This is a genomic window from Rossellomorea aquimaris, from assembly GCF_020171925.1.
GTDB lineage: Bacteria > Bacillota > Bacilli > Bacillales > Bacillaceae_B > Rossellomorea > Rossellomorea aquimaris_F.
In genome coordinates this window covers 31,813-53,180 of sequence record NZ_JAIVAR010000002.1, presented here as the reverse complement: position 1 = coordinate 53,180, position 21,368 = coordinate 31,813, and the positions used below count along the sequence as shown (strand labels likewise).

17 protein-coding genes and 4 tRNA genes are annotated in these 21,368 nt (G+C 46.6%); 2 read left to right on the top strand and 19 right to left on the bottom strand.

The annotated features are described in order from the left end of the window. Positions 1–10 precede the first annotated feature (10 nt). The 14 genes from LCM10_RS07965 to LCM10_RS07900 all read right to left on the bottom strand — a co-directional run bounded on the left by LCM10_RS07965 (position 11) and on the right by LCM10_RS07900 (position 11,443). Positions 11–814: a two-component system regulatory protein YycI gene (locus LCM10_RS07965; protein WP_224875712.1), complete on the bottom strand. Its 804-nt coding sequence runs from the start codon at positions 812–814 to the stop codon at positions 11–13. Beyond that, positions 801–2,153, bottom strand: a complete 1,353-nt coding sequence (locus LCM10_RS07960; RefSeq protein WP_224875711.1) for a YycH family regulatory protein — start codon at positions 2,151–2,153, stop codon at positions 801–803. Before LCM10_RS07960 ends, LCM10_RS07965 begins: the two co-directional genes overlap by 14 nt. Beyond that, positions 2,150–3,979 carry a cell wall metabolism sensor histidine kinase WalK gene (walK, locus tag LCM10_RS07955; protein WP_224875710.1) on the bottom strand — a complete coding sequence of 610 codons (1,830 nt, stop codon included), beginning with the start codon at positions 3,977–3,979 and terminating at the stop codon, positions 2,150–2,152. The genes LCM10_RS07960 and walK overlap by 4 nt, the downstream gene beginning before the upstream one ends. A gap of 6 nt (positions 3,980–3,985) precedes the next feature. Next, positions 3,986–4,696, bottom strand: a complete 711-nt coding sequence (yycF, locus tag LCM10_RS07950) for a response regulator YycF (protein ID WP_224875709.1) — start codon at positions 4,694–4,696, stop codon at positions 3,986–3,988. A gap of 321 nt (positions 4,697–5,017) precedes the next feature. Beyond that, positions 5,018–6,484 (bottom strand): M23 family metallopeptidase, encoded by a 1,467-nt coding sequence (locus LCM10_RS07945; RefSeq protein WP_224875708.1) that lies wholly within the window; start codon positions 6,482–6,484, stop codon positions 5,018–5,020. Positions 6,485–6,839: 355 nt separating this feature from the next. Beyond that, positions 6,840–6,912, bottom strand: a tRNA-Phe gene (locus LCM10_RS07940). A 74-nt stretch (positions 6,913–6,986) separates the two neighbouring features. Beyond that, positions 6,987–7,063: transfer RNA gene (locus LCM10_RS07935), tRNA-Asp, on the bottom strand. A 102-nt stretch (positions 7,064–7,165) separates the two neighbouring features. Then, positions 7,166–7,237, bottom strand: a tRNA-Glu gene (locus tag LCM10_RS07930). Positions 7,238–7,246: 9 nt separating this feature from the next. Further along, positions 7,247–7,322, bottom strand: a tRNA-Lys gene (locus LCM10_RS07925). A gap of 203 nt (positions 7,323–7,525) precedes the next feature. Continuing rightward, positions 7,526–8,491 (bottom strand): nuclease-related domain-containing protein, encoded by a 966-nt coding sequence (locus LCM10_RS07920; protein WP_224875707.1) that lies wholly within the window; start codon positions 8,489–8,491, stop codon positions 7,526–7,528. Between the two features lie 495 nt (positions 8,492–8,986). After that, positions 8,987–9,400, bottom strand: a complete 414-nt coding sequence (locus LCM10_RS07915) for a DUF350 domain-containing protein (RefSeq protein WP_224875706.1) — start codon at positions 9,398–9,400, stop codon at positions 8,987–8,989. A 15-nt stretch (positions 9,401–9,415) separates the two neighbouring features. Continuing rightward, positions 9,416–10,669 carry a glutathionylspermidine synthase family protein gene (locus LCM10_RS07910; protein WP_224875705.1) on the bottom strand — a complete coding sequence of 418 codons (1,254 nt, stop codon included), beginning with the start codon at positions 10,667–10,669 and terminating at the stop codon, positions 9,416–9,418. A gap of 1 nt (position 10,670) precedes the next feature. Continuing rightward, on the bottom strand, positions 10,671–10,982 hold the full coding sequence (locus LCM10_RS07905) for a hypothetical protein (RefSeq protein ID WP_224875704.1): 312 nt from the start codon (positions 10,980–10,982) through the stop codon (positions 10,671–10,673). Then, positions 10,979–11,443 (bottom strand): hypothetical protein, encoded by a 465-nt coding sequence (locus tag LCM10_RS07900; RefSeq protein WP_224875703.1) that lies wholly within the window; start codon positions 11,441–11,443, stop codon positions 10,979–10,981. Before LCM10_RS07900 ends, LCM10_RS07905 begins: the two co-directional genes overlap by 4 nt. A 143-nt stretch (positions 11,444–11,586) precedes the next feature. On the opposite strand from LCM10_RS07900, the gene LCM10_RS07895 reads away from it, so the two are divergent. Continuing rightward, positions 11,587–12,606 (top strand): potassium channel family protein, encoded by a 1,020-nt coding sequence (locus LCM10_RS07895; RefSeq protein ID WP_224875702.1) that lies wholly within the window; start codon positions 11,587–11,589, stop codon positions 12,604–12,606. Positions 12,607–12,653: 47 nt separating this feature from the next. Here LCM10_RS07895 and LCM10_RS07890 read toward each other — a convergent pair whose 3' ends face one another. After that, entirely contained in the window at positions 12,654–13,946 is a 1,293-nt protein-coding gene (locus LCM10_RS07890) for an adenylosuccinate synthase (RefSeq protein ID WP_224875701.1), read from the bottom strand. Positions 13,947–14,227: 281 nt separating this feature from the next. Here LCM10_RS07890 and LCM10_RS07885 point away from each other — a divergent pair, with 281 nt between their 5' ends. Beyond that, the gene (locus LCM10_RS07885; protein WP_224875700.1) at positions 14,228–15,952 is read left to right on the top strand and encodes an ABC transporter ATP-binding protein; all 1,725 of its coding nucleotides are present in this window, start codon (positions 14,228–14,230) and stop codon (positions 15,950–15,952) included. 481 nt (positions 15,953–16,433) lie between these two features. Here the strand turns inward: LCM10_RS07885 and dnaB are convergent, their stop codons facing one another. The 4 genes from dnaB to LCM10_RS07865 all read right to left on the bottom strand — a co-directional run bounded on the left by dnaB (position 16,434) and on the right by LCM10_RS07865 (position 21,331). Continuing rightward, complete coding sequence (gene dnaB, locus LCM10_RS07880) at positions 16,434–17,798, bottom strand: replicative DNA helicase (protein WP_224875699.1); 1,365 nt, start codon at positions 17,796–17,798, stop codon at positions 16,434–16,436. A 156-nt stretch (positions 17,799–17,954) separates the two neighbouring features. Then, positions 17,955–18,401 (bottom strand): 50S ribosomal protein L9, encoded by a 447-nt coding sequence (gene rplI / locus LCM10_RS07875; RefSeq protein WP_224875698.1) that lies wholly within the window; start codon positions 18,399–18,401, stop codon positions 17,955–17,957. After that, positions 18,398–20,371, bottom strand: a complete 1,974-nt coding sequence (locus tag LCM10_RS07870) for a DHH family phosphoesterase (protein ID WP_224875697.1) — start codon at positions 20,369–20,371, stop codon at positions 18,398–18,400. Before LCM10_RS07870 ends, rplI begins: the two co-directional genes overlap by 4 nt. Before the next feature lie 33 nt (positions 20,372–20,404). After that, positions 20,405–21,331 carry a YybS family protein gene (locus LCM10_RS07865; protein WP_224875696.1) on the bottom strand — a complete coding sequence of 309 codons (927 nt, stop codon included), beginning with the start codon at positions 21,329–21,331 and terminating at the stop codon, positions 20,405–20,407. Between the last annotated feature and the right edge of the window lie 37 nt (positions 21,332–21,368).

Genomic DNA, 21,368 nt, shown 5'->3' with positions numbered 1-21,368 from the left:
TCCAGTAGTTCTATGATTTTTTCCCTTCGATGATGTTCCCATCGATGGCGTTGATGAATAAGTCTTGTTTCTTCTCGCCTTTTTTCACCGTGAAATGCCAGGTCGGCGCCATCACCACCTGATAATCGGATAGGACATCGGTCGAATATCCGGCTTCAAATGACGTGACCTTGCTTTCGGACGCGATCTTGTTGCTGTCGGCAAGGATCTGCAAGGCATCCAGTGGTGAAAGGATCTTTCTTTCTTCCCCGAAACTCTTTATATCTTCCATCATCGTCTGTTTATACGAGACGATCTCGTTCTCATTATTCAAGGCAAAAACAATTTCTGCATTCGCATTTTGAAACAGTGTTTTGCCATCATACGTCTGATTGTAGCTGATGGTCTTCTCGTCACCGTTGTATTCACGGTACGTATATTGATCGCCGTCCATGACGTATTCCTTGATGAAATCCTTCATCTCATCCTTCAATTGCTCATCGGAAAGCTGTTCCCCGAGTGGATAAGGATTCTCCAGGGTGGAATACAATGTATTTTCCGTTAAAATGCTGATCTCCTGCTTTTTCATATCCTTTGTTTCTTCTTTTGTGAATTTCTTCGTCTTTGCACTGATGTACGATTCGATCAGCGTTGATTTGGAAGAGGAGGTCACTTCAGAAGGATAGGAAATGTTCAATGATTCAAGGGACTGCTGATTATCGGCACCCGACAGGATTTCAGGCTCGGAAATCTTCTTGATGAAGATGGACAGCAGAAAGATGTCCAAGATCAAGAAAACGACGATGAAGATCGTTTTCGTTTTACTCCAATCCATTTTCCAACCCCCTAAACTCCTCCAAAGGCAACCTTAGCCAGGAACCACTGTATTTATAATACCATGAAGGCTTGAAATCATATAGGAGGATGTCATCATGTGTCATATCCCTCGTCAGCTTGTAGCCGATGGCAATATCCTCTACATCACCAAGGTTCAGATCACTTTCCTCGAGTGCCTGCTGGACCGTATATCCGGACGGCAGCTGGACTTGCACAAGCTCGAAGATGGACGAATAGTCGTCACCCAATTGATAGAACGGACGTTGATACTGATGGATCGTATCGAGTCCCCATGTCTCAGAGATCTCGGTCATTCCGTAATTATCACTGAAGACCGGGAAATCATAGAGGAACATCCTGAAGCTGACGCGGCTTTCTTCCTTGCTCATCGAGAAGAATTTGAATTGATCGGTCCAGCCGCCGTGTTCGTTGACGAACTGGATACTGTTGTCGATGAGTTCACTCTCGGAAATGCTTTGTGCCACATCGACACCCGGATTGACGAATGAAAGGATGCTGTATTCATCATTGATTTTCATCAAACTTGATGAATCCCTGTACACTTTCTCTGCTCCATTCGTATTCCCGCTCACATTGATTGGGTCCTTGAACAGCGCCTTCACGAAATCTTCCTCGTTCAATTGTTCCGTGGAGTATTTGTAATTATAGTAATCTCCTTCTTTGACAGGGAGAAGGATCGTCTTCCGGTCGTTCACCTTGTATTTAAAGTATTCTTCGTAAATATCACTGTAAATCGCCTTTTGGACGAACTTCCTTTCAAGGGATTGAAGCTTTGAAAGGTCGATCTTGCTTTCCACAACCTCTTTCTTATCATCCTCACCATAAAGGACAAAATAGACGGTTCCGTTATTCGCTTTGTCCAAGTCCATGTCGATGATGATCCGGTTAAAGGAAGCCTTCGGCAGATTCTTCTCATCGAACTTTACAATCCCACCGTAGGTTGAGAGGGGGATGCTGTCCGGGAAGACGAGGTCGATCCGGTCCTTCCCGTGGACCAACTCCTCGATCTCGTTCCGTGAATATTGATTGCCGAGGTCGGTCGTATCGAATAACCGCCAGCTGCTCATTTCGTACAGGATCTTATCGATTTCATCACCGTCATTGCTTCCGGAGATTTTATTTCCATGATTGTAGAAAACCTTGTACGGCTTGATCAGCTCCAGCTTCTTTCGTTCATCCCCGATCGTTACCTCAAATGCTTCGGTGCTTTCGATGACATCATAATCAGGTTGATACGTCCACAGATTCCACGTAAGAAAAATACTCATGGCCACTAGCAGCGTCAATAATACCGATTTTATATTTTCATATTTCATGACCAATCATCCTCTTGCGCGGGATCATATGGGAGCGTGAAGGTGATCGTGGTGCCTTTGCCTTCTTCACTTGTTGCCCATATTTCACCACCGTGTGCTGATATCATTTCCTTCGCGATCGCAAGGCCTAGCCCTGTACCGCCCATCTGTCTGGAACGCGCCTTGTCGACGCGGTAAAAGCGTTCGAAAATCTTTTCCAAGTTTTCTTTCGGAATCCCGAGTCCCTGGTCGGACACGCTGATTTCGATGAACCCATTGTTCTCTTTTACATCAAACGTGATCGTACCGCCCTCGGGTGAGTACTTCAATGCATTCGAAATGATGTTATCGAGTACTTGTGTGATCTTATCCTGATCGATTTCAACGAACATCGCTTCATCAGGAAGATGACGCTCGAACGTGACATTGACGTTCTTCGTCATTTCAAAACGATCGATGATCCCGTGGAACAGAAGGACGAAATCGATCCAATCCGTATTGAATCGGTAATCCTTGCTATCCATTTTCGATAACTGCAGAAGATCATTGACGAGGCGGATCATCCGCTCCGTTTCATTTTGCGTGACATTCAGGAATTGTGGGGCGATCGTTTCATCCTGCCAGGCACCTTCTGCCAGCGCCTCTAAGTAACTGCGCATCGTCGTCAATGGGGTCCTTAGCTCATGTGATACATTCGCAACGAATTCACGGCGTTCAAGGTCGATTTTTTCCTGCTCGGTAATATCATGCAGGACCGTGATCAACCCGTTCACAAAGCCGGTTTCCTTTTGGATGATCGAGAAATTCGCCCTTAAAATATACGGCTTCTCATTCGTGCTGTAGTCTAAAATAATCGAGTCCTGCTCATTGGAGAGGTCTTCAAATGTATATCCTTCATCAAGTCCAAGCAGCGAAACGATTGGCTGGGAGAGCACTGTTTCACGTGAAACATTCAGCATGTTCACCGCCGGATCATTGATCAGGATCACGCGCCCCTTTCGATCGGTCGCGATGACTCCATCCGTCATATAGGAAAGGACGGATGAAAGCTTCCTTCTTTCGCCTTCGGTCGTTGCCTGTGCTTCCTGTAGCCGCTTCGTCAGGTTATTGAAGGTCATCGCCAGCTGCCCGATTTCATCATAGCCATAGACTTTAACTTTACGAGAGAAATTCCCTTTCGCCATTGCAAGCGCCTGCTTCCTCATATCGGAAATCGGCCTTGTGATCGTCTGTGCCAATAGCACACCCAGTATCGCTGTGATGGCAAGGGCGATCAACGTTCCATTCGTAAAGATCTTATTGATTTCATTCATCTGATTGTAGACGTTCTCAATTTTGGCAACGAGGAAGATCGCACCGATGATTTCCTTGTTCTTCTCAATCGGCGACGCCAGTACCCAGACGCGATCTCCGCTTTGTTTATCGATGAAGATATCGTCATACGGGCCGCCCCCTACGAGCACCCGCTTGACGAGGATTTCATTCGTGGGCCTCCCGACAATGCCTTGATTGTTATCGTCGGACGTCCCGATGACCTTGCTCTTATCATCGACGACGCGGATTTCAGAGATGTCTGAAGGACTGTTATCACTGTCTTCCAATAGATTCTTAATTTCATGTTCTTTCGTTGGATCCCCCTCGGCCCGTTCCTTGATCATCTCTTCCCGGACCGAATATTCAAGTAGATCCACTCTGCTCTTGATGCTGGTCTGGAAGTTATCGACCAGCTTATGCTCCAGTTCCCTGACAAAATAGACCCCGATGATCTGCATCGCCAGGAGGATCAGGAGCACATAAATCATAACGAACTTCAGGTGGATCGAACGCGTTATACCGACTTTCTTCATTCAACCTTACTCCTGTTCAGGATTTCGCAAGTAATAACCGACTCCTCTACGAGTTACGATCCAAGTAGGGTGGCTGGGATTATCTTCAATTTTTTCACGAAGACGTCTGACGGTCACGTCCACCGTACGGACATCCCCATAATAATCATATCCCCACACCGTCTGAAGCAGGTGTTCACGGGTCATGACTTGTCCAATATGCTTCGCCAAATAATGAAGAAGCTCGAACTCACGATGAGTCAATTCAATCGTTTCCCCACGCTTCGACACAACATAGGCATCCGGATGAATCGTCAATGAACCAATCGTGATCTCATTGTTCTCATCCTCTTCGTTCGCCTGGGAAGCAATCGCCTGATGACGTCTCAGGTTCGCCTTCACCCGTGCAATCAATTCACGCGTAGAGAACGGTTTCGTCACATAATCATCGGCACCAAGCTCAAGCCCGAGCACCTTATCAATCTCAGAGTCTTTTGCCGTCAGCATGATGATCGGCATCTCATACTTCTTACGGATCTCCCGGCACACTTCCATGCCGTCACGATTCGGAAGCATGATATCAAGAAGCACTAGATCCGGCTTCACTTCCTCCGCCATCTTCACCGCTTCATCTCCATCATATGCGCAATGAACCTCATAGCCTTCCTTCTTCAAATTAAACTGCAGAATATCCGCAATCGGCTTTTCATCATCAACAACTAGAATCTTTTTATCCATATCAATTGATCTCCTTTGACAATTAAATTCGGTCTTGAAGTATTTTGCTTAGTATAGGATTCTTCCTTTAAATTTATCACTTTCTGCGCTTTAATTCATCTTTTACTCTAGGATTGCTTGATTTTACAAGAAACTTCATTCAACGATTCCTCCGGTGTTGTGAAGAGTAACCGGTTCACGCCGTTGCCCCCAGAAACGAATAAACAAAGTACTCCTTCTTGTTTACCATAGTTCATCCCTTTTTACGAATGAAAACCAACATACAACAAAAGGACTGACAGCAAAATGGGTGTCAGTCCTTTATCGTGCGTTCTTACTTTATTATAAAACATCCAATGGATTGATCAGAGATCCATTTTTATAAACTTCAATGTGAAGATGAACTCCCGTCGATTCTCCGGTAGAGCCCATGATCCCGATTTTCTCCCCACGGCCGATGGTCTGTCCGGCCGATACGGAAATGGAACTAAGGTGGGCATAAATCGTCTTGTATCCGTTTTGATGGTCGATCACGACTTTATTTCCGTAGCCGCCATCGTCCCAGCCAGCCGATACGACCACACCGTTATCAACGGATTTGATCGTCTTGTTGCTCGGACGGGCGATATCGATCCCTTTGTGCATCTTACCCCAGCGCTGACCTTGCTTCGAGGAAATATATCCTCCGTTCGTCGGCCATGCAAAGCTGCCGGATCCCCTTGATGGAGTTTCTTTCGTCCCTTTAATGACGATATACTTAACAGGTTTCTTCAGTTCTTTTTCTTCCTTGATATCCTTCTCGGTTTGGGAACCGTTCACTTCCGTTGCCGTGAACGTAACGGACTTCTCGCCGTCGACACCCTCCTGCTTTACTTTCGTATCGCCCTTATTCATAGAAGAATCTTCAATCACTTCTTTATCATAAGCCACTTTTTCAATCTTATTGACTTCCTTCTTCACGATTGTATGAACATACGGCTTATTTACCGTCACATTCAGTTCAGAACCGATCTTCAAAGCGCCCTCTTCGTCCAGCTCTGGGTTCAGCTTCAGAAGCTCGGCAGTCGTCAATTTATGATCCTGTGCGATCGAACCAAGGACATCGCCTTCTTCGACCTTATACTTCTTCTCTTCAAGGCTTCCTTTAAGAAGTAGCTTGACCGCTTCATCAGCAGATAAGATTTCCTTAGGATCTACCTGGGCTTCTTCTGTTTTGACGTTTTCTTCAAAAGAAACATCCAATAGACGTGTTTCGTTTTCCTTTAAAGCGGGTAAAGTAGAATCAGCGTCAGATTTACGCGCTTCTAATTCGTTCAGCTCGTCTTCCGACACATAGTTCAGCTTGACCTTTTTTAAAGCTTTTTCAGCTTCTTCTTTGTCCTTTACATAAGCAACCGGCTTATCGTCGACGAACAATGCATACGCATCCGCTTCGACAGCCATGGACTTAGAAACATTGTTCAAGACTTCCCGGTTATTTATCTTTGCAGAGAATACATTCTCCGGAATGTACGTGATATCGTTATTCCACGTCATCTCATACTCTTTATGATCTTCTTGGGCATTCTTAAGCCTCTTCTCAAGCATATCCTTCACTTGATCCTGATCGGTCACTGCCCCTACATAATGACTATTTATGTAGACATGATAAATAGTTTGCAGTCCTTTATTATCTGAATCATCCGCCGCAACAGATGAAAATGTCAATGTTGATAGTGCTAGCGTCGTAATCGCAACCTTCTTCATAAACTGCGACGGGCGCTTTGTATATTTCTCTAATTTCGGTAATAATCGTTCTCCAAACTTCATTGTCTTGCCTCCTGTAAACTAAAAAGCAAAAATCACTGTGTTGGTCGTTCATTATGCCTAATTTTAGTAAATATTCTTGTAAATTTGTACTTTACTAATTTACCATAATTCGACGAAATACGGGTAAAAGTATTAGGATTGTAACAAAACTGTATAATAAACTGACAATTCAATGAGTCATTCAGATGATTTTTCACCTGGAAAGCCCGTGAAACCTAGGAAAAATGGTATAGAGGAGAAATGTTCTTATGTAAGGAAAAAGTGGAAATTTGGAGATTAATGTAACAATCATGTTACAAACACATAATAAAAAAGTACTACGAGAGTCAAAGTCATCGCAGTACTTTTTGTAAGATGGCTCAGGACGGAATCGAACCGCCGACACATGGATTTTCAGTCCATTGCTCTACCAACTGAGCTACTGAGCCGTATATAGAATCAGGATCACCCGCTATGCGATCGAAATCGCTGGAATGGATGATTCATCATGCCAAAAATAAAATGGCGGTCCGGACGGGACTCGAACCCGCGACCTCCTGCGTGACAGGCAGGCATTCTAACCAACTGAACTACCGGACCAAAGTTTTTTGCGCTAGCAAAATAACTGTCATTAATTTGCGTTAGCAAAATATTTTTTTTAAAACACCAATATACAAACTATCATTCTTATAAAAGAAGATATGACCCGTACGGGATTCGAACCCGTGTTACCGCCGTGAAAGGGCGGTGTCTTAACCGCTTGACCAACGGGCCATGTAAAAATGGTGAGCCATGAAGGACTCGAACCTTCGACCCTCTGATTAAAAGTCAGATGCTCTACCAACTGAGCTAATGGCTCAAAACCTTTTTTGTGACCAACTTAATGGCTCCAAAATCTATATCAACACGAAAGTTTCGCGATGGCTTTCGTGACAACGAAATTAATATTATCACGTATGAGCGAAAGGGGCAATAGATTTTTGTAGAATTTTGTTGAAAATTATTTTGTGGGGGATAAAGACGCGGAAACAGCCTTTAAAAGGTACTGTTTCCACGTCTTTGTTATTGAGGATATTCCAAAGTGTAGATGGTGCTTTTTTTATCTCCTTCCCTTTGGACTTTTAGATCTCTAAATAGTCTTGTGGCCAAAGATGGGGAATCAATTTTTAAAAAGGCTTGAAGCTCTTTGCTTGTTATTTTTTCTCCAAACAACAAGCAATAATCGTTCATAGCACTCTTGTGCGCATCCTTGGAAACCCAACTACAACCATTACATTTCCATCGCCCATGTCTTCTTTTAAGTGCATACTTATGACATCTTTCACAGCACACACCCATTATGATCTCTTCCTTTGCAATACCATATGAGTCAAGTATGGATTGCTTTAAAGGAGTATGCATCCTTAGTAGTCGCTTAGTTATTTTTTTCAATTGTTTTTCCTGAACTTCAGTGGCTTGGATATAGTAATCTTCAAGTTCCTTGATTTTTTTGGAAAGACTTGTTGGACGAATAACCTTTTGGCTAAAGTGCTCATGATTTGCCCTTATTACCGCATTAACATTACTCATAACGACTAAACCGTGAATGGGAAGTATCGGCAGCTGATTTGAATCCAACCATTTTCGCAGCATTGTTTCCTGACGATTCAATTGATATAAAGGATCGGGAAATGCTTTCTGCTTCCCGTTCTTTGTTTGAACTGCTTGGTTAAACTCACCATCAAAATTGATGGTGCCTGCCAAATTCTTTATTTCTAGAATGAGAATATATTTTTTAGTGAGGATTAGGGTATCAATTTGGAAAAACTGATTGTTAATAGGGATTCTTATATCGTGAAGGATGAGGAAATCTTGGGTTAAGAGGGGTTGTAAATAAAAGTCGATTGACTTTTCTCCATTGAAGCCGGCTTGAAATTTTGAAAGGTCATTTTTTAAGAGAATTATTTTTTCATGTTGTATGGGCAATCGTTCAAGGATCGCCTGCAGCTTTAAGATGATTTCAGGGACTTGTCTTTCTTTGAGAATCATTCCATCACTCCAATCATGATTTTTCTATGTTTTTATTCGACTTTTTTTGAAAAAATCCTGCTTTTTCTTCTATTTTGCTAATGAAAGGTAGATTTCAAAGAAGATTTGCATTAATTTTAGTTCAGAATAGAGATAATTTACTTCTAGAACCTTCTAATAGTATTTTTATTATCGATAATGAAGTATTTATTATCGATTTTAAAAGGTTTATTATCGAAAATCGCACTTTTATTATCGAAAAAAATTCCTAGAGTAAATGTATTATCAAAAAGGAAGTAAATTTATTAATTCTAACCACTTATTATCAAAAAAACGACTTTATTATCAAAACCTTTAATTTGTCGCTTTTAATACCTGCCGGCGTATCGCAAAAACCCTACCATCATCGTTCACCGCCCCAATCTAAGCCAGACCTATCCCCCATACAGGCAAGATCCAGCACCACACCAACAAAAAAACCACAGCCCACCACCCCGGCTGCGGTCCATCCCAAAACTAATACGTCAAACTAGCCGCCACAATCAACCCAACCACAATCGATACCGAAAACAAGCTGAATCCGATCGCGACGTTGCCTTCTTCCACTTTCTTCGCCAAGCTGACCTTCGGCGTCAATACGTATTCGATGATCCAATAGGCGATGACCTGGGTGGCGATCCCGATCAGCCCCCATACGAAGGCGTCCAGCAAGTTGACGCTGTTCGCCCAGACGGTGTAGATGACGATGGCCAAACCGATCGCTTTTCCCCACAGTTTCAGCGCGACGGCGATATTCCCTTCGCGGATGAGGGTGGCCTCAGAAAATTTGGTGGTAAAGGCGAATACGATGACACCGAGGAGCATGAGGCCGAGACCGGTGCCGACATGTGCAAGAAAACTGATAAGTGCTTCACTTGTTATGATTTGCATGGATTTCTCTCCTTTTTAGTCTTCCTCCACACCGATCGGGAGGAAGTATGATTCGTTGTCGGTGATGGCATTGCCGGCACGATAGCCGACCGCACCTGCGACCCCGTTTATGACGAAACTGCCGGCCATCAGGCTTGCCTCGACGACACCCTCATCTGTGCGGATGCCGTGTCGGGGCAGTTCGATATATTGTTGATAAACCGGCAATGATTCTTTATATGTTTCCTTTGGATCCTCCAGCACGACCCTGCCTGAGGCTTCGATGATTTTGACCGTATCGCCTTCCCGTCCGAACGCGGGCTTCTGCACGTAGGTCGTACCGGTTTCCTCAAACACATCCGGATCCAGGTACGTTGGTAGAAAGAAGGATGAGATCCACTCGTGCTCTTCTTCCGAGTAAAATTCGCTTCCCGACTCGTGCAATCCCCAGATGAGTGCCTGCACCCCTTTTGACTGCATCAAGAAGGCGGATGGCGGGTTCAACACCGCGACCTTCCCTTCCAACACGAGCTCCATCAATTCTTGTCCGACCCTTTCACCCGTATCGGGATCGGCGTCATCGACCAGATGCTCGATCGGATAGGTCGGGCGGTACAGCACATCGATCCGCTCCCCGGAAGGTGTATACACCCCGGCTTCGCGGCCGCTCCGGATCTGCAATTCATCGAGGCTCACAAACTCGGAGTGAACGCCCGCCAAAGACTGAAGATACCGAGTCGTCAAATGATCCTCTTCATGATCACTGTGCGAGGAGAAGACGATCTTCGGTGATCCGTCCCGCCCAAGTGTCCGCCAAGAAGCAAGCAGGGCACGCCGAATCTCCAGGCCGAGCTGTGCCTCAAGATCCGCATTGGGATCACCATACGAAAAGTGCTCGCACACTTTCCCGTTCACATGGAACAGCTCTTTAATGAACGTCGGGGTGTCACTATTGAATTCCAACAGTTTCACACCGCCATCCATTCCCATGACAAAATCGAACCGGCCGACGATGCACTCCTGGGGAATCGATTTAATTCGTAGATATGAGAGGGATTCCTCTGGAAACCCGAGCTCCAGCAGCGACTCATCACTGAGCTCGCGGAGCAGGTCGGCCGTTTTCCGGTATACGTTATAAACTTTCTCAGACGCATCTCGGATCGCCGTCACAACCTCACGCTTCTCTTTTTTCACATCCAAAAGGGCATATTCCATCCCGAACAGGTCATGCCAGAAATCCGGGATCTCTTTATAAAAAGCGTTTCGCTTTTCACGATGGGAAATAGCCATATCAACCACCGAATCCGCCTTTCGATCCGCTGCCGATTCCGGATTTATAGCTTTTCGAGTACGATTTGTAGCCCGAATAGTTCCTCAGGCTGGATTTATTTTTAAACATCCTGCCCGCAAACCAGAAATAGCCGAAGTGCGGGGAACGGCTGTCATCACAGTAGTACGTACCGCTGTCGTCGTCCCAATCCCAATCGTCGCAGTCGGTGTCCGTCGGCTCCGGCGGGATGTCCTGGTTATTGCCGCAGCCCGTCACGGATATCGCCATGACAGATGCTGCGACGCCTGCCATCAGTTTCTTCGTTTTGTTCATCGTGCTTCCTCCTTCAGCGTTTCACCTGTCGCTTTCACATATAGGATATAAACGGATCGGTCTTCATCGATTTCTGCAGAGTCCCGTTCATACTCATGGCCATCGATATAAATATATACAGAACCGATCACACTCAGAATATCGAGATGATCCTCGTATGTTTCCTGTTTCAGGATCGGGTGATTCTTCCTCTGGTCCAACTCACGGATTTCGAGTAAAAGTCCCGGCGGCGGGAACAACGGGTCGGTGACAGGCTCCTCTTCATACGTATCGACATAGATAAGAAAGAGATTCCCTTCCTTTGCAGAAGAGCGCTGCTTGTATGTAATGCCTTCTTTGACAAAAAACTCACATTCCCTGCGCGCGAGGATCTGGCCGAGTTCGATATCCGGATAATGAAAGATGGGTTCAAAGCCATTCATGCCTTTCAGAAGCCGGTACTCCAGTATGGGTCTTGTCATCTTTACTCTCCTCCTTAAAATTCACTTTTCTCTATTCGCATCCGGTTCCATTACCCTTTATACGATTGAACAACGGAATGGTTTCATTTACAACCCCATTATTGGTATGATTATACTATGATTTCTGAATAAGGAGCGGTTATATGGCCATTTTTATGAGGCTTTGGAAACATGTATCCAGGATGGATTTCGGTTTTATTTTATTGTTGTCCATTATCATTATTTTAATGGGTACATTCGGTATTTACTTGTTGGAACCAGAAAGCTTTCCTTCTTTGTTTGATGGTTTCTGGTGGACGATGACGACGTTGACCACGGTCGGATACGGGGATTATTATCCCGTGACAGTGGGAGGGCGCCTGCTCGGGATCTTCCTGTTCATCTTTGGGATCGGGATCATCGGACTTCTGATCAGCAAGACGGTGGATGCCATCACGACGTTTCAAAAATACAAAAGGGAAGGGAAGCTTGAGTATACGATGAATGATCATTTTATTTATATCAACTGGTCCAAGAAAACGGAAAAAGCCATCACGGAAGTACTGGCTCATTCAGAGGAAGCGGAAATCGTCCTGATCGATACACTCAGTGAATCGCCGATCGAGCATGAAAAGGTTCATTATATTCAAGGGGACCCATCGGATGAAGACATCCTGATGCGTGCGAATATCCTCGATAGCAAAAGGGTGGCGATCTTCTCCGATTCGCGGATAGAGGACCCGTCGCTGATCGATGGCAAGACGCTCTTGATTGCTTCAGCCGTCGAAGGGTTATCGAAGACGTATGAGAGGGAGCTTCATACGATTGTCGAGATTTCAGAGGACCGCCACATCCCTAAATTCAAGCATATCTCCGTCGATGATTTCATCCTTTCCAATGATTCAGTTTCGTTCCTGATGGCAAAAGCAACGATCCATCCTGGAACGACGAGCCTGTTCCGTCAGCTGTTGAGCAAGCGATACGGCAATAACATCCACGAACTGGAGCCGAAACCGGAATGGAAAACGATCAAGGAAGCATCCGAGGATCTATTGAGTAAAGGGGCGATTCTCCTCGCCGTTAACGACAGCATGGATTTCACCGATGCCATCAACCGCGAGTTGGTCCAGTCGGACACCCTTTATATTGTTTGTCATGACCGTGTGTACGAACAACTGAGCTAAAACGAAAAAAGAAGCTGACCCGTTGGATCAGCTTCTTTTTTTCATTCTTATCGTACACTCCACACGCTGCGGACAACGTTCGTTTGGGAACGGTCTGGTCCGACAGAGAAGATGCTAAGTGGAATTCCTGTCAATTGGGACACGCGCTCTAGATAGTGGCGTGCATTTTCAGGAAGCTCAGACAGCGACTTGCAGCCTGTGATGTCTTCCGTCCAGCCTGGAAGCTCTTCGTATACCGGCTCGCATTCAGCCAGGATGTTGAGGTTCGCAGGGAACTCTTCCATGATTTCGCCTTTGTATTTGTAAGCGACACAGATTTTCAATGTTTCGATGCCAGTCAAAACGTCGATTGAGTTCAAGGACAGGTCAGTCAATCCGCTGACACGGCGGGCATGACGGACAACGACGCTATCGAACCAGCCGACACGGCGCGGACGTCCAGTCGTTGTACCGTATTCACGGCCGACTTCACGGATTTGATCTCCGATTTCGTTGTTCAATTCAGTTGGGAAAGGTCCATCCCCTACACGAGTCGTATACGCTTTTGACACACCCACAACGTGATTGATTTTCGTAGGGCCGACACCAGAACCGATCGTCACTCCGCCCGCTACCGGGTTAGAAGATGTAACGAATGGGTATGTACCCTGGTCGATATCAAGCATAACACCTTGAGCGCCTTCGAACAGGACGCGGCGTCCATTATCGATTGCGTCGTTCAATACAACGGATGTATCGACAACGTACTTCTTGATCTGTTGGCCGTACTCGTAATACTCATCAAGGATATCCTCGATTTTGAAGCCTTCCGTTTCATAAAAACGCTCAAGAAGACGGTTTTTCTCTTCAAGATTGCGTGCAAGCTTCTCTTCGAACGAAGCACGGTCCAGTAGATCCGCGATACGGATTCCGATACGTGCCGCTTTATCCATGTAAGCAGGTCCGATCCCTTTTTTCGTTGTACCGATCTTGTTGGCACCTTTACGCTCTTCTTCCACCTCGTCAAGCTTCAAGTGATAAGGAAGGATGACGTGGGCACGGTTACTGATGCGCAGGTTTTCCGTTGTGACATCACGATCGTGAAGATATTTAAGTTCTTTTACCAATGCTTTCGGATCGACCACCATACCATTACCGATGACCGAGATTTTTTCATTATAAAAAATACCTGAAGGAATTAAATGTAATTTATACGTTTCACCATCGAATTTGATTGTGTGACCCGCGTTATTTCCACCTTGATAACGTGCGATAACTTCTGCATGTTCAGAAAGGAAGTCAGTGATCTTTCCCTTTCCTTCGTCTCCCCATTGCGTACCTACTACTACTACTGAAGACATATTAAGCACCTCCGACGGGAAATAGTATTCCCTCTTTTTTCAAACAAACTCATTTTATCAACAGAGAGGGTGAAAGTCAATCAAAACACGAACATTAAAATAGGTATTATTGTTTATGTTCGTAAAAACAGAGGTGCCCGCTCCCGCTTGAAGGTACGTCCCTCAACGCTTTAAAGCGACATAGTAGTCAAAAATAAATAGCCCGGATTTAAAAATTTTGATATGTTTGAGTAAGGATTTTGAATTTTTCAACCAATTAAATAATGAGGTGAGAGAGTAGGATGATTAGACGTTTTTTTAGTTATTACCGTCCTCACAGGCGGCTGTTTTACATAGATTTCGCTTGTGCGGTGCTTGTCGGCCTTCTGGAGCTCGGGTTCCCGATTGCCGTGTCATGGTTCATCGATTCCCTGCTCCCTGAAGGGGATTGGGGGACGATCATTGCCGTGAGTGCTGGGCTATTGGCGCTTTATATCATGAGTTCTGGGATGCAGTTCGTCGTCAACTACTGGGGCCATAAGCTCGGGATCAACATCGAGACCGATATGAGGCGGGAGCTGTTCCATCATGTTCAGAGGCAATCCTTCCGCTTCTTCGATAACACGAAGACCGGTCATATCATGAGCCGTGTGACGAATGACCTGATGGATATCGGCGAGCTCGCCCACCATGGTCCCGAGGATTTATTCATCGCGATCATGACGTTCGTCGGGGCCTTCTGGATCATGCTGACGATCAATGTGAAGCTCGCGCTTGTCGCCATCATCATCGTACCATTCCTCGTCTGGTTGATTTCGTACTCGAATATCAAGATGAACGCAGCGTGGACGAAGATGTATGGCAACATCGCCGACGTGAACAGCAGGGTGGAGGACAGCGTATCCGGATCGCGCGTCGTTCAGTCATTCACGAACGAGCAATACGAAATGGACCGCTTCCATGAAAACAACCAGTTCTTCCGTCGGTCAAAACTAAAGGCCTACAATGTCATGAGCATCAATTTGTCGGGGATCTATATCACGACCAGGCTGATGACGCTGATCATCCTTGTGTACGGGGCATGGCTCAGCTTCTCCGGTGCCCTTACGTACGGAGAGCTTGTCGCGTTCATCCTTTACGTGAATGTCCTGTTCAAGCCGATCGATAAGATTTCAGCCCTTCTTGAGCTTTATCCGAAAGGGATGGCCGGCTTCAAACGGTTCACGGAACTGATGGACATCGAACCGGATATAAAAAACCGTCCAGATGCCATCGAGGTGGCGAAATTAAAAGGGAAGATCGCGTTCAATGGTGTCCACTTCGGCTACGAGCCTCAGCGCCCGATCCTGACCGATCTATCCTTCAGCATCGCGCCGGGGCAGACCGTTGCCTTCGTCGGACCATCGGGTGCAGGGAAAACGACGATCTGTTCCTTGATCCCACGCTTTTATGACGTGGAGGCAGGCTCGATCACCATCGATGGGATCGACATCAGGGACATGACGAAGGAATCGCTCCGCTCCAACATCGGGATCGTGCAGCAGGATGTGTTCCTGTTCACGGGGACACTCCGCGAAAACATCGCTTATGGAAAATTGGACGCCACCCAGGAAGAGATCGAAGAGGCATCCCGCCGTGCTCACCTGACCGATTTGATCGCTTCCCTTCCGGATGGATACGATACAGAGATCGGGGAGCGCGGCTTGAAATTATCCGGAGGTCAGAAGCAGCGATTATCGATTGCAAGAATGTTCTTGAAGAACCCGCAGATCCTTATTCTGGATGAAGCGACGTCCGCCCTCGACACCGAGACCGAAGCGATCATCCAGGATGCACTGAACGAACTGGCAAAAGACCGGACGACACTCGTCATCGCCCACCGTCTTGCCACCATCCGCAAAGCGGACCGGATCCTCGTCGTGACGGAGAACGGGATCGCGGAGGACGGGACGCATGAAGAGCTGTTGGCGATTGAAGATGGGATTTTCACGAAGCTTCATGCTCATCAGCATGCGACGATTATGTAGGGATGGTGTTTGGCCGTTGGTGTTTGGCCGTTGGTGTTTGGCCGTTAGTTGGGTTGGGTTTGCGATTGGGCTCGGTGCGGGGGTATCGGTGCTCTTAGAGAGGGTTGAAAACGGGTTTTGATAATATAATTGGATTTTTGATAATATCATAGTCGTTTTTGATAATATATTTCGTTTTTTGATAATAAGAGTGTGGGTTTTAATAATATAGAGCCCAAAAATACCCCAATACCTATCACAACAACCTAGACTTACATTCTAGAATGCAACTTTTACAACGTATCTCCCAACAAAACCATTAATTTGCCAAAAGATTTTTTAAAAAAGCTCAAATAATCGGTTCCAGCAATTAATTGGATGCCAAAACGAAGACGATGACTGCTGCAGGTCTAGCTCCAGCGTCCAGAAGCTAAGATATAAGTCATTCCTCCTAAAAAACAAAAAACCAAGCGTGCACCACACGCTTGGTTTTTTCGATTCACTATGCACCAGGCGGAACGCCCGAATCATCAAACCGCCGCTCCAAGTTAACGAATTTATTGTATTCCTTGACGAACGCGAGCGATACGTTCCCGACAGGACCGTTACGCTGCTTGGCGATGATGATTTCGATGATGTTCTTGTTCTCGGCATCATGGTCGTAATAGTCTTCACGATACAGGAAGGCGACGATGTCGGCATCCTGCTCGATACTTCCCGATTCACGGATGTCGGACATCATCGGACGCTTGTCCTGACGCTGCTCGACTCCACGGGAAAGCTGAGAAAGGGCGATGACCGGCACCTGTAGCTCACGGGCGAGTCCTTTCAAGGAACGGGAGATTTCAGAAACCTCCTGTTGACGGTTCTCTCCTCCGCGGCCATTCCCTTGGATCAATTGCAGATAGTCGATCAGGATCATGCCGAGGCCGTGTTCCTGCGCGAGGCGGCGGCATTTCGAGCGGATTTCGCCGACCTTGATCCCCGGGGTATCATCGATAAAGATCCCGGCATTCGAGAGGCTCCCCATCGCCATCGTCAGCTTTCTCCAGTCTTCGTCGGTCAGTTCACCGGTACGGAGGTTTTGTGCGTTGATGTTCCCTTCGGCACAAAGCATACGCATGACAAGCTGCTCTGCACCCATCTCAAGGGAGAAGATCGCGACGTTTTCCTTCGCTTTGACCGCTACGTTCTGGGCGATATTCAGGGCGAAGGCGGTTTTACCCATCGATGGACGGGCTCCGACGATGATCAAGTCATTTCGCTGGAATCCGGCCGTCATGTGGTCGAGGTCCGCGAACCCGGTCGGGATCCCGGTTACGTCCCCTTTACGGTTTGTCAGGGTCTCGATATTGTCATACGTACGTACGAGTACATCCTTGATATTGTGGAAGGCTCCGGCATTCTTTCGCTGGGCGACTTCCATGATGTTTTTCTCCGCTTCACCGAGGAGGGCATCGACTTCGTCTTCACGGGTATATCCGTCGGTTGCGATGTCGGTCGCCGTCCGGATCAATCGGCGCAGCAAGGACTTTTCTTCTACGATTTTTGCATAATATTCTATATTGGCAGCCGTCGGTACGGAACCGGCGAGCTCACTCAGATAAGCAACGCCGCCGACGTCCTCGAGTTCCTTCGCGGCAGCCAGTTCCTCTGTCACCGTGATGAGGTCGACCGCCTTACCGGCGTCCCCAAGCTTCAGCATGACATTGAAAATCTTTTGATGAGAGTGACGATAGAAATCTTCAGGGATCAAGCCTTCAGAAGCCGTCGTCAGCGCACTCGGCTCCAGGAAGATCGCACCGAGTACCGCTTGTTCCGCCTCGATATTCTGAGGTGGGATCCGTTCTTGTAACATCTCGTTCATCTATTCATGACCTCCATTTCGAAAAACCATTGGAAGATATTTATTACCGAAAAAATGTGATCGGGAAAAAATCCAGATCACATTTTGTATCAATCTATTCTCATTTTATCATGTTTTTCGCTCAATGAAGTTACCAAATTTCGTAAGTTGTGAAGTTTATTCTTCCGTGACGTGGACTTTTAGGGTAGCCATCACGTCTGTATGAAGCTTCACTGGTACATTTGTGAAGCCTAATGAACGGATTGCGTCGTTCATTTCGATCTTGCGCTTGTCCACTTTGATCGCGTGTGCTTTTTTCAGCTCATCGGCGATCTGCTTGCTTGTGATGGAACCGAAAAGACGTCCGCCTTCACCGGATTTCGCTTTCATCTCGACCGTCAGTTCCTCAAGCGTCGCTTTTAAGTTCTTCGCTTCTTGAAGCTCTTCCTCTGCAAGCTTCTGTTCTTTCTTCTGTTGACCTTCAAGCTGTCCCATATTGGCATTCGTCGCTTCGACAGCCAGACCTTTTTTCAACAGGAAGTTATGTGCATATCCATCAGCGACATTTTTCACTTCGCCTTTTTTCCCTTTACCCTTAACATCTTTTAAGAAAATTACTTTCATGTCTCTTTTCTCCCTTCGAAATATTCATCTAACGCTTCTTTCAGCTTATATTCTGCCTCACCGACCGACAGATCCTTCAATTGCGTCGCGGCATTTGTTAAATGGCCGCCTCCGTGCAGGCTTTCCATGATGATCTGGACGTTCACATCCCCAAGGGAACGTGCGCTGATCCCAATCACATCAGGCTCTCGTTTTGAAATGACGAAAGAGGCGATGACCTCATCCATCGTCAAGAGCGTGTCTGCCGCCTGTGCGATCAGGACGGAATCATAGATGGTATTGTCGTCGGCCTTCGCAATCGCCACACCTTCATGGTAGAACTCGACCGATTCAATGAGGCGTGCCCGTTTGATATACGTTTCAACATCCTCTTTCAGGAACTTCTGGACAAGGACCGTATCCGCACCTTGCGCACGGAGATAGGATGCCGCATCGAACGTCCGCGACCCGGTCCTGAGCGTGAAGCTTTTTGTATCCACGATGATCCCCGCCAAGAGGGACGTCGCTTCAAGCATCGAAATCTTTTCATGCTTCGGCTGATACTCTAAGAGTTCCGTCACCAGTTCCGCCGTCGAGGAAGCATATGGCTCCATATAGACGAGCAGCGGATTTTTAATAAAGTCTTCACCGCGCCTGTGATGGTCGATGACGACGACTTTATCGATTTTGTTCAACAGCTTTTCTTCAATGACAAGCGACGGCTTGTGTGTATCCACGACCACGAGCAACGTATCGTCGGTTGCCATCTCGAGCGCTTCTTCCGGTGTGATGAACCTGGAGTAAAGATCGGAATTGTTCTTGATCTCCTTCATCATCCGTTTGACGCCATTATCGATTTCATTGAAGTTCAGCACCACATAGCCTTCGCGCTGATTCATCTGGGCGACCTTACGGATCCCGATGGCCGCTCCGATCGCGTCCATATCGGGATGCTTATGCCCCATGATGATGACTTTATCACTTTCAATCATCGTTTCCCTCAAGGCATGCGAGATGACGCGTGCGCGTACACGGGTCCGCTTTTCCATCGGGTTCGTTTTACCGCCGTAGAACTTCACTTTCCCGTTCGTCTGCTTGATGGCCACCTGGTCGCCTCCGCGGCCAAGGGCAAGGTCAAGGCTCGACTGTGCCAGTGTCCCGAGCTCTGGAAGGGACGAAACCCCCGTCCCGACACCGATGCTCAGTGTAAGTGGGACATTTTGCTTGGACGTCGTATCCCGCACATCATCCAGGATGCCGAATTTCTCTTTTTCAAGCACTTGTAGGATCTTCTCATTGATGACGGCAATGAACCGTTCGGAAGACACCCTTTTTAAAAATACCCCGTATTCCTTCGCCCATTTATTCAAGATCGACGTGACCATGCTGTTCAAGCTACTTCGGGTCTGGTCATCCATCCCCTGAGTCAATTCGTCATAATTGTCCAGGAAGATGATTGCGATATTCGTGCGTTCTTCATGATACTGTTTCTCGATCTCCTTCTGTTCCGTCACATCGAAGAAGTATAATAGCTTTTCTTCGAGCTTCAATATGACGTGATACTTCCGTTCGTTCATCGTGATGATCTCGGAATCCACTTCCTGTTTGATGAGGGGCACAAGGTTCTCTGCCACATCATAAAGGGACCTTCCCACGACCGAATCCTCATTGAAGCAGGACGCCAGGAAAGGGTTCGTCCATTCTATGTAGTACTCATCATTGATCAGCATGATCCCGATCGGCATCTCCATCAGCGCCTCTTCACCGACACGCTTCACCCGGTAGGACAAGGTGGAGATGTACTCTTCCGTTTCCTCGTGTGACCTTTTTTCAAAATAAAAGGCGAGAAAAAACGCACCTCCAAAGACAATCAACCCGATTAACGAAATAATCCATTTGTAAAAAGCGACTGATACTAACAAAAGAGCTGTTAATATAGCTAGACCGTACAAAGGGTACCGGATCATTCGCTTATTAAAATAAGATGGCATGATTTCAGCTCCTGGAACTTAAAATTGAAAGATCTATGACTTACGTTGTAGGCGTTGTCTAAGATTGAATCCTAAGTCAATTATACCTAAAATTCTCACGAGATAAAGGAGGGGAATGGAAATGATGGTCAATAAGATCAAAATCCCCTTCGACCATCCCTTATGATGACCCAGGAAATAAAGGAATGACAAGCCCTGGACGGCAAGCAGCGTCTGAAGCACATACAGGACATTCATGACCGCATTGAAAAGGTACGTCCCCTCTTCAGGCTGTGCGAATATCGGGACGATCAGGACGATCAGGTAGTACCATAGGATGCTTTTCGGAAGGACCCATTTCCTGAACGGCTTGAATGCCGGTACCGTGACCCCCAGCTTCTTCAAAAGGGGAAAGTTCACCCAGATGAACAAGAGGGCGGTGGCAGCAGCGATCCCAAGGAACATCGCAGGCGTCAGGGTCTGGATCAAATCGATGGAATCATTCATGCTTTCCTTCAGTGCCTGATCGGTCTCCTGACCCAATCCATTAAATAATGACGTATATGTATCCCTTGATTCATTCAAGCTCTCCTCGACCATGTTGACACCTAAGAGGGCAATCGAGCTGACGAACCCGAGCACAATATTGATCAATAACGCGAACGTAGCCGCCATGAAGATCCTCATCTTATTCCAGTGATTCCTGATTCCCCATCCCATCACAAGAGCCGTCGATCCAACGGCAAAGGCAATCGGAAGCGCAATCGGTCCTCCCACGATGAAGCCGAGTATGAGCGAGCCGAGGAATACAAACAAGGAATTCCTAAGCGAGTATTTGGAACTGAAGAGCATGAGTGGCAATGGTAATATAAGTGATGCCGCAATCCCGATGATCGGTACATAGACCGCCACCAGCAATAAGACCGTGAAGAAGGCAAGTAAGAGTGCCCCTTCCGTTAACACAGAGTTATTTTTCAACATTTAACGCTCCCAACATTAATTCAAACAACTTTATCAG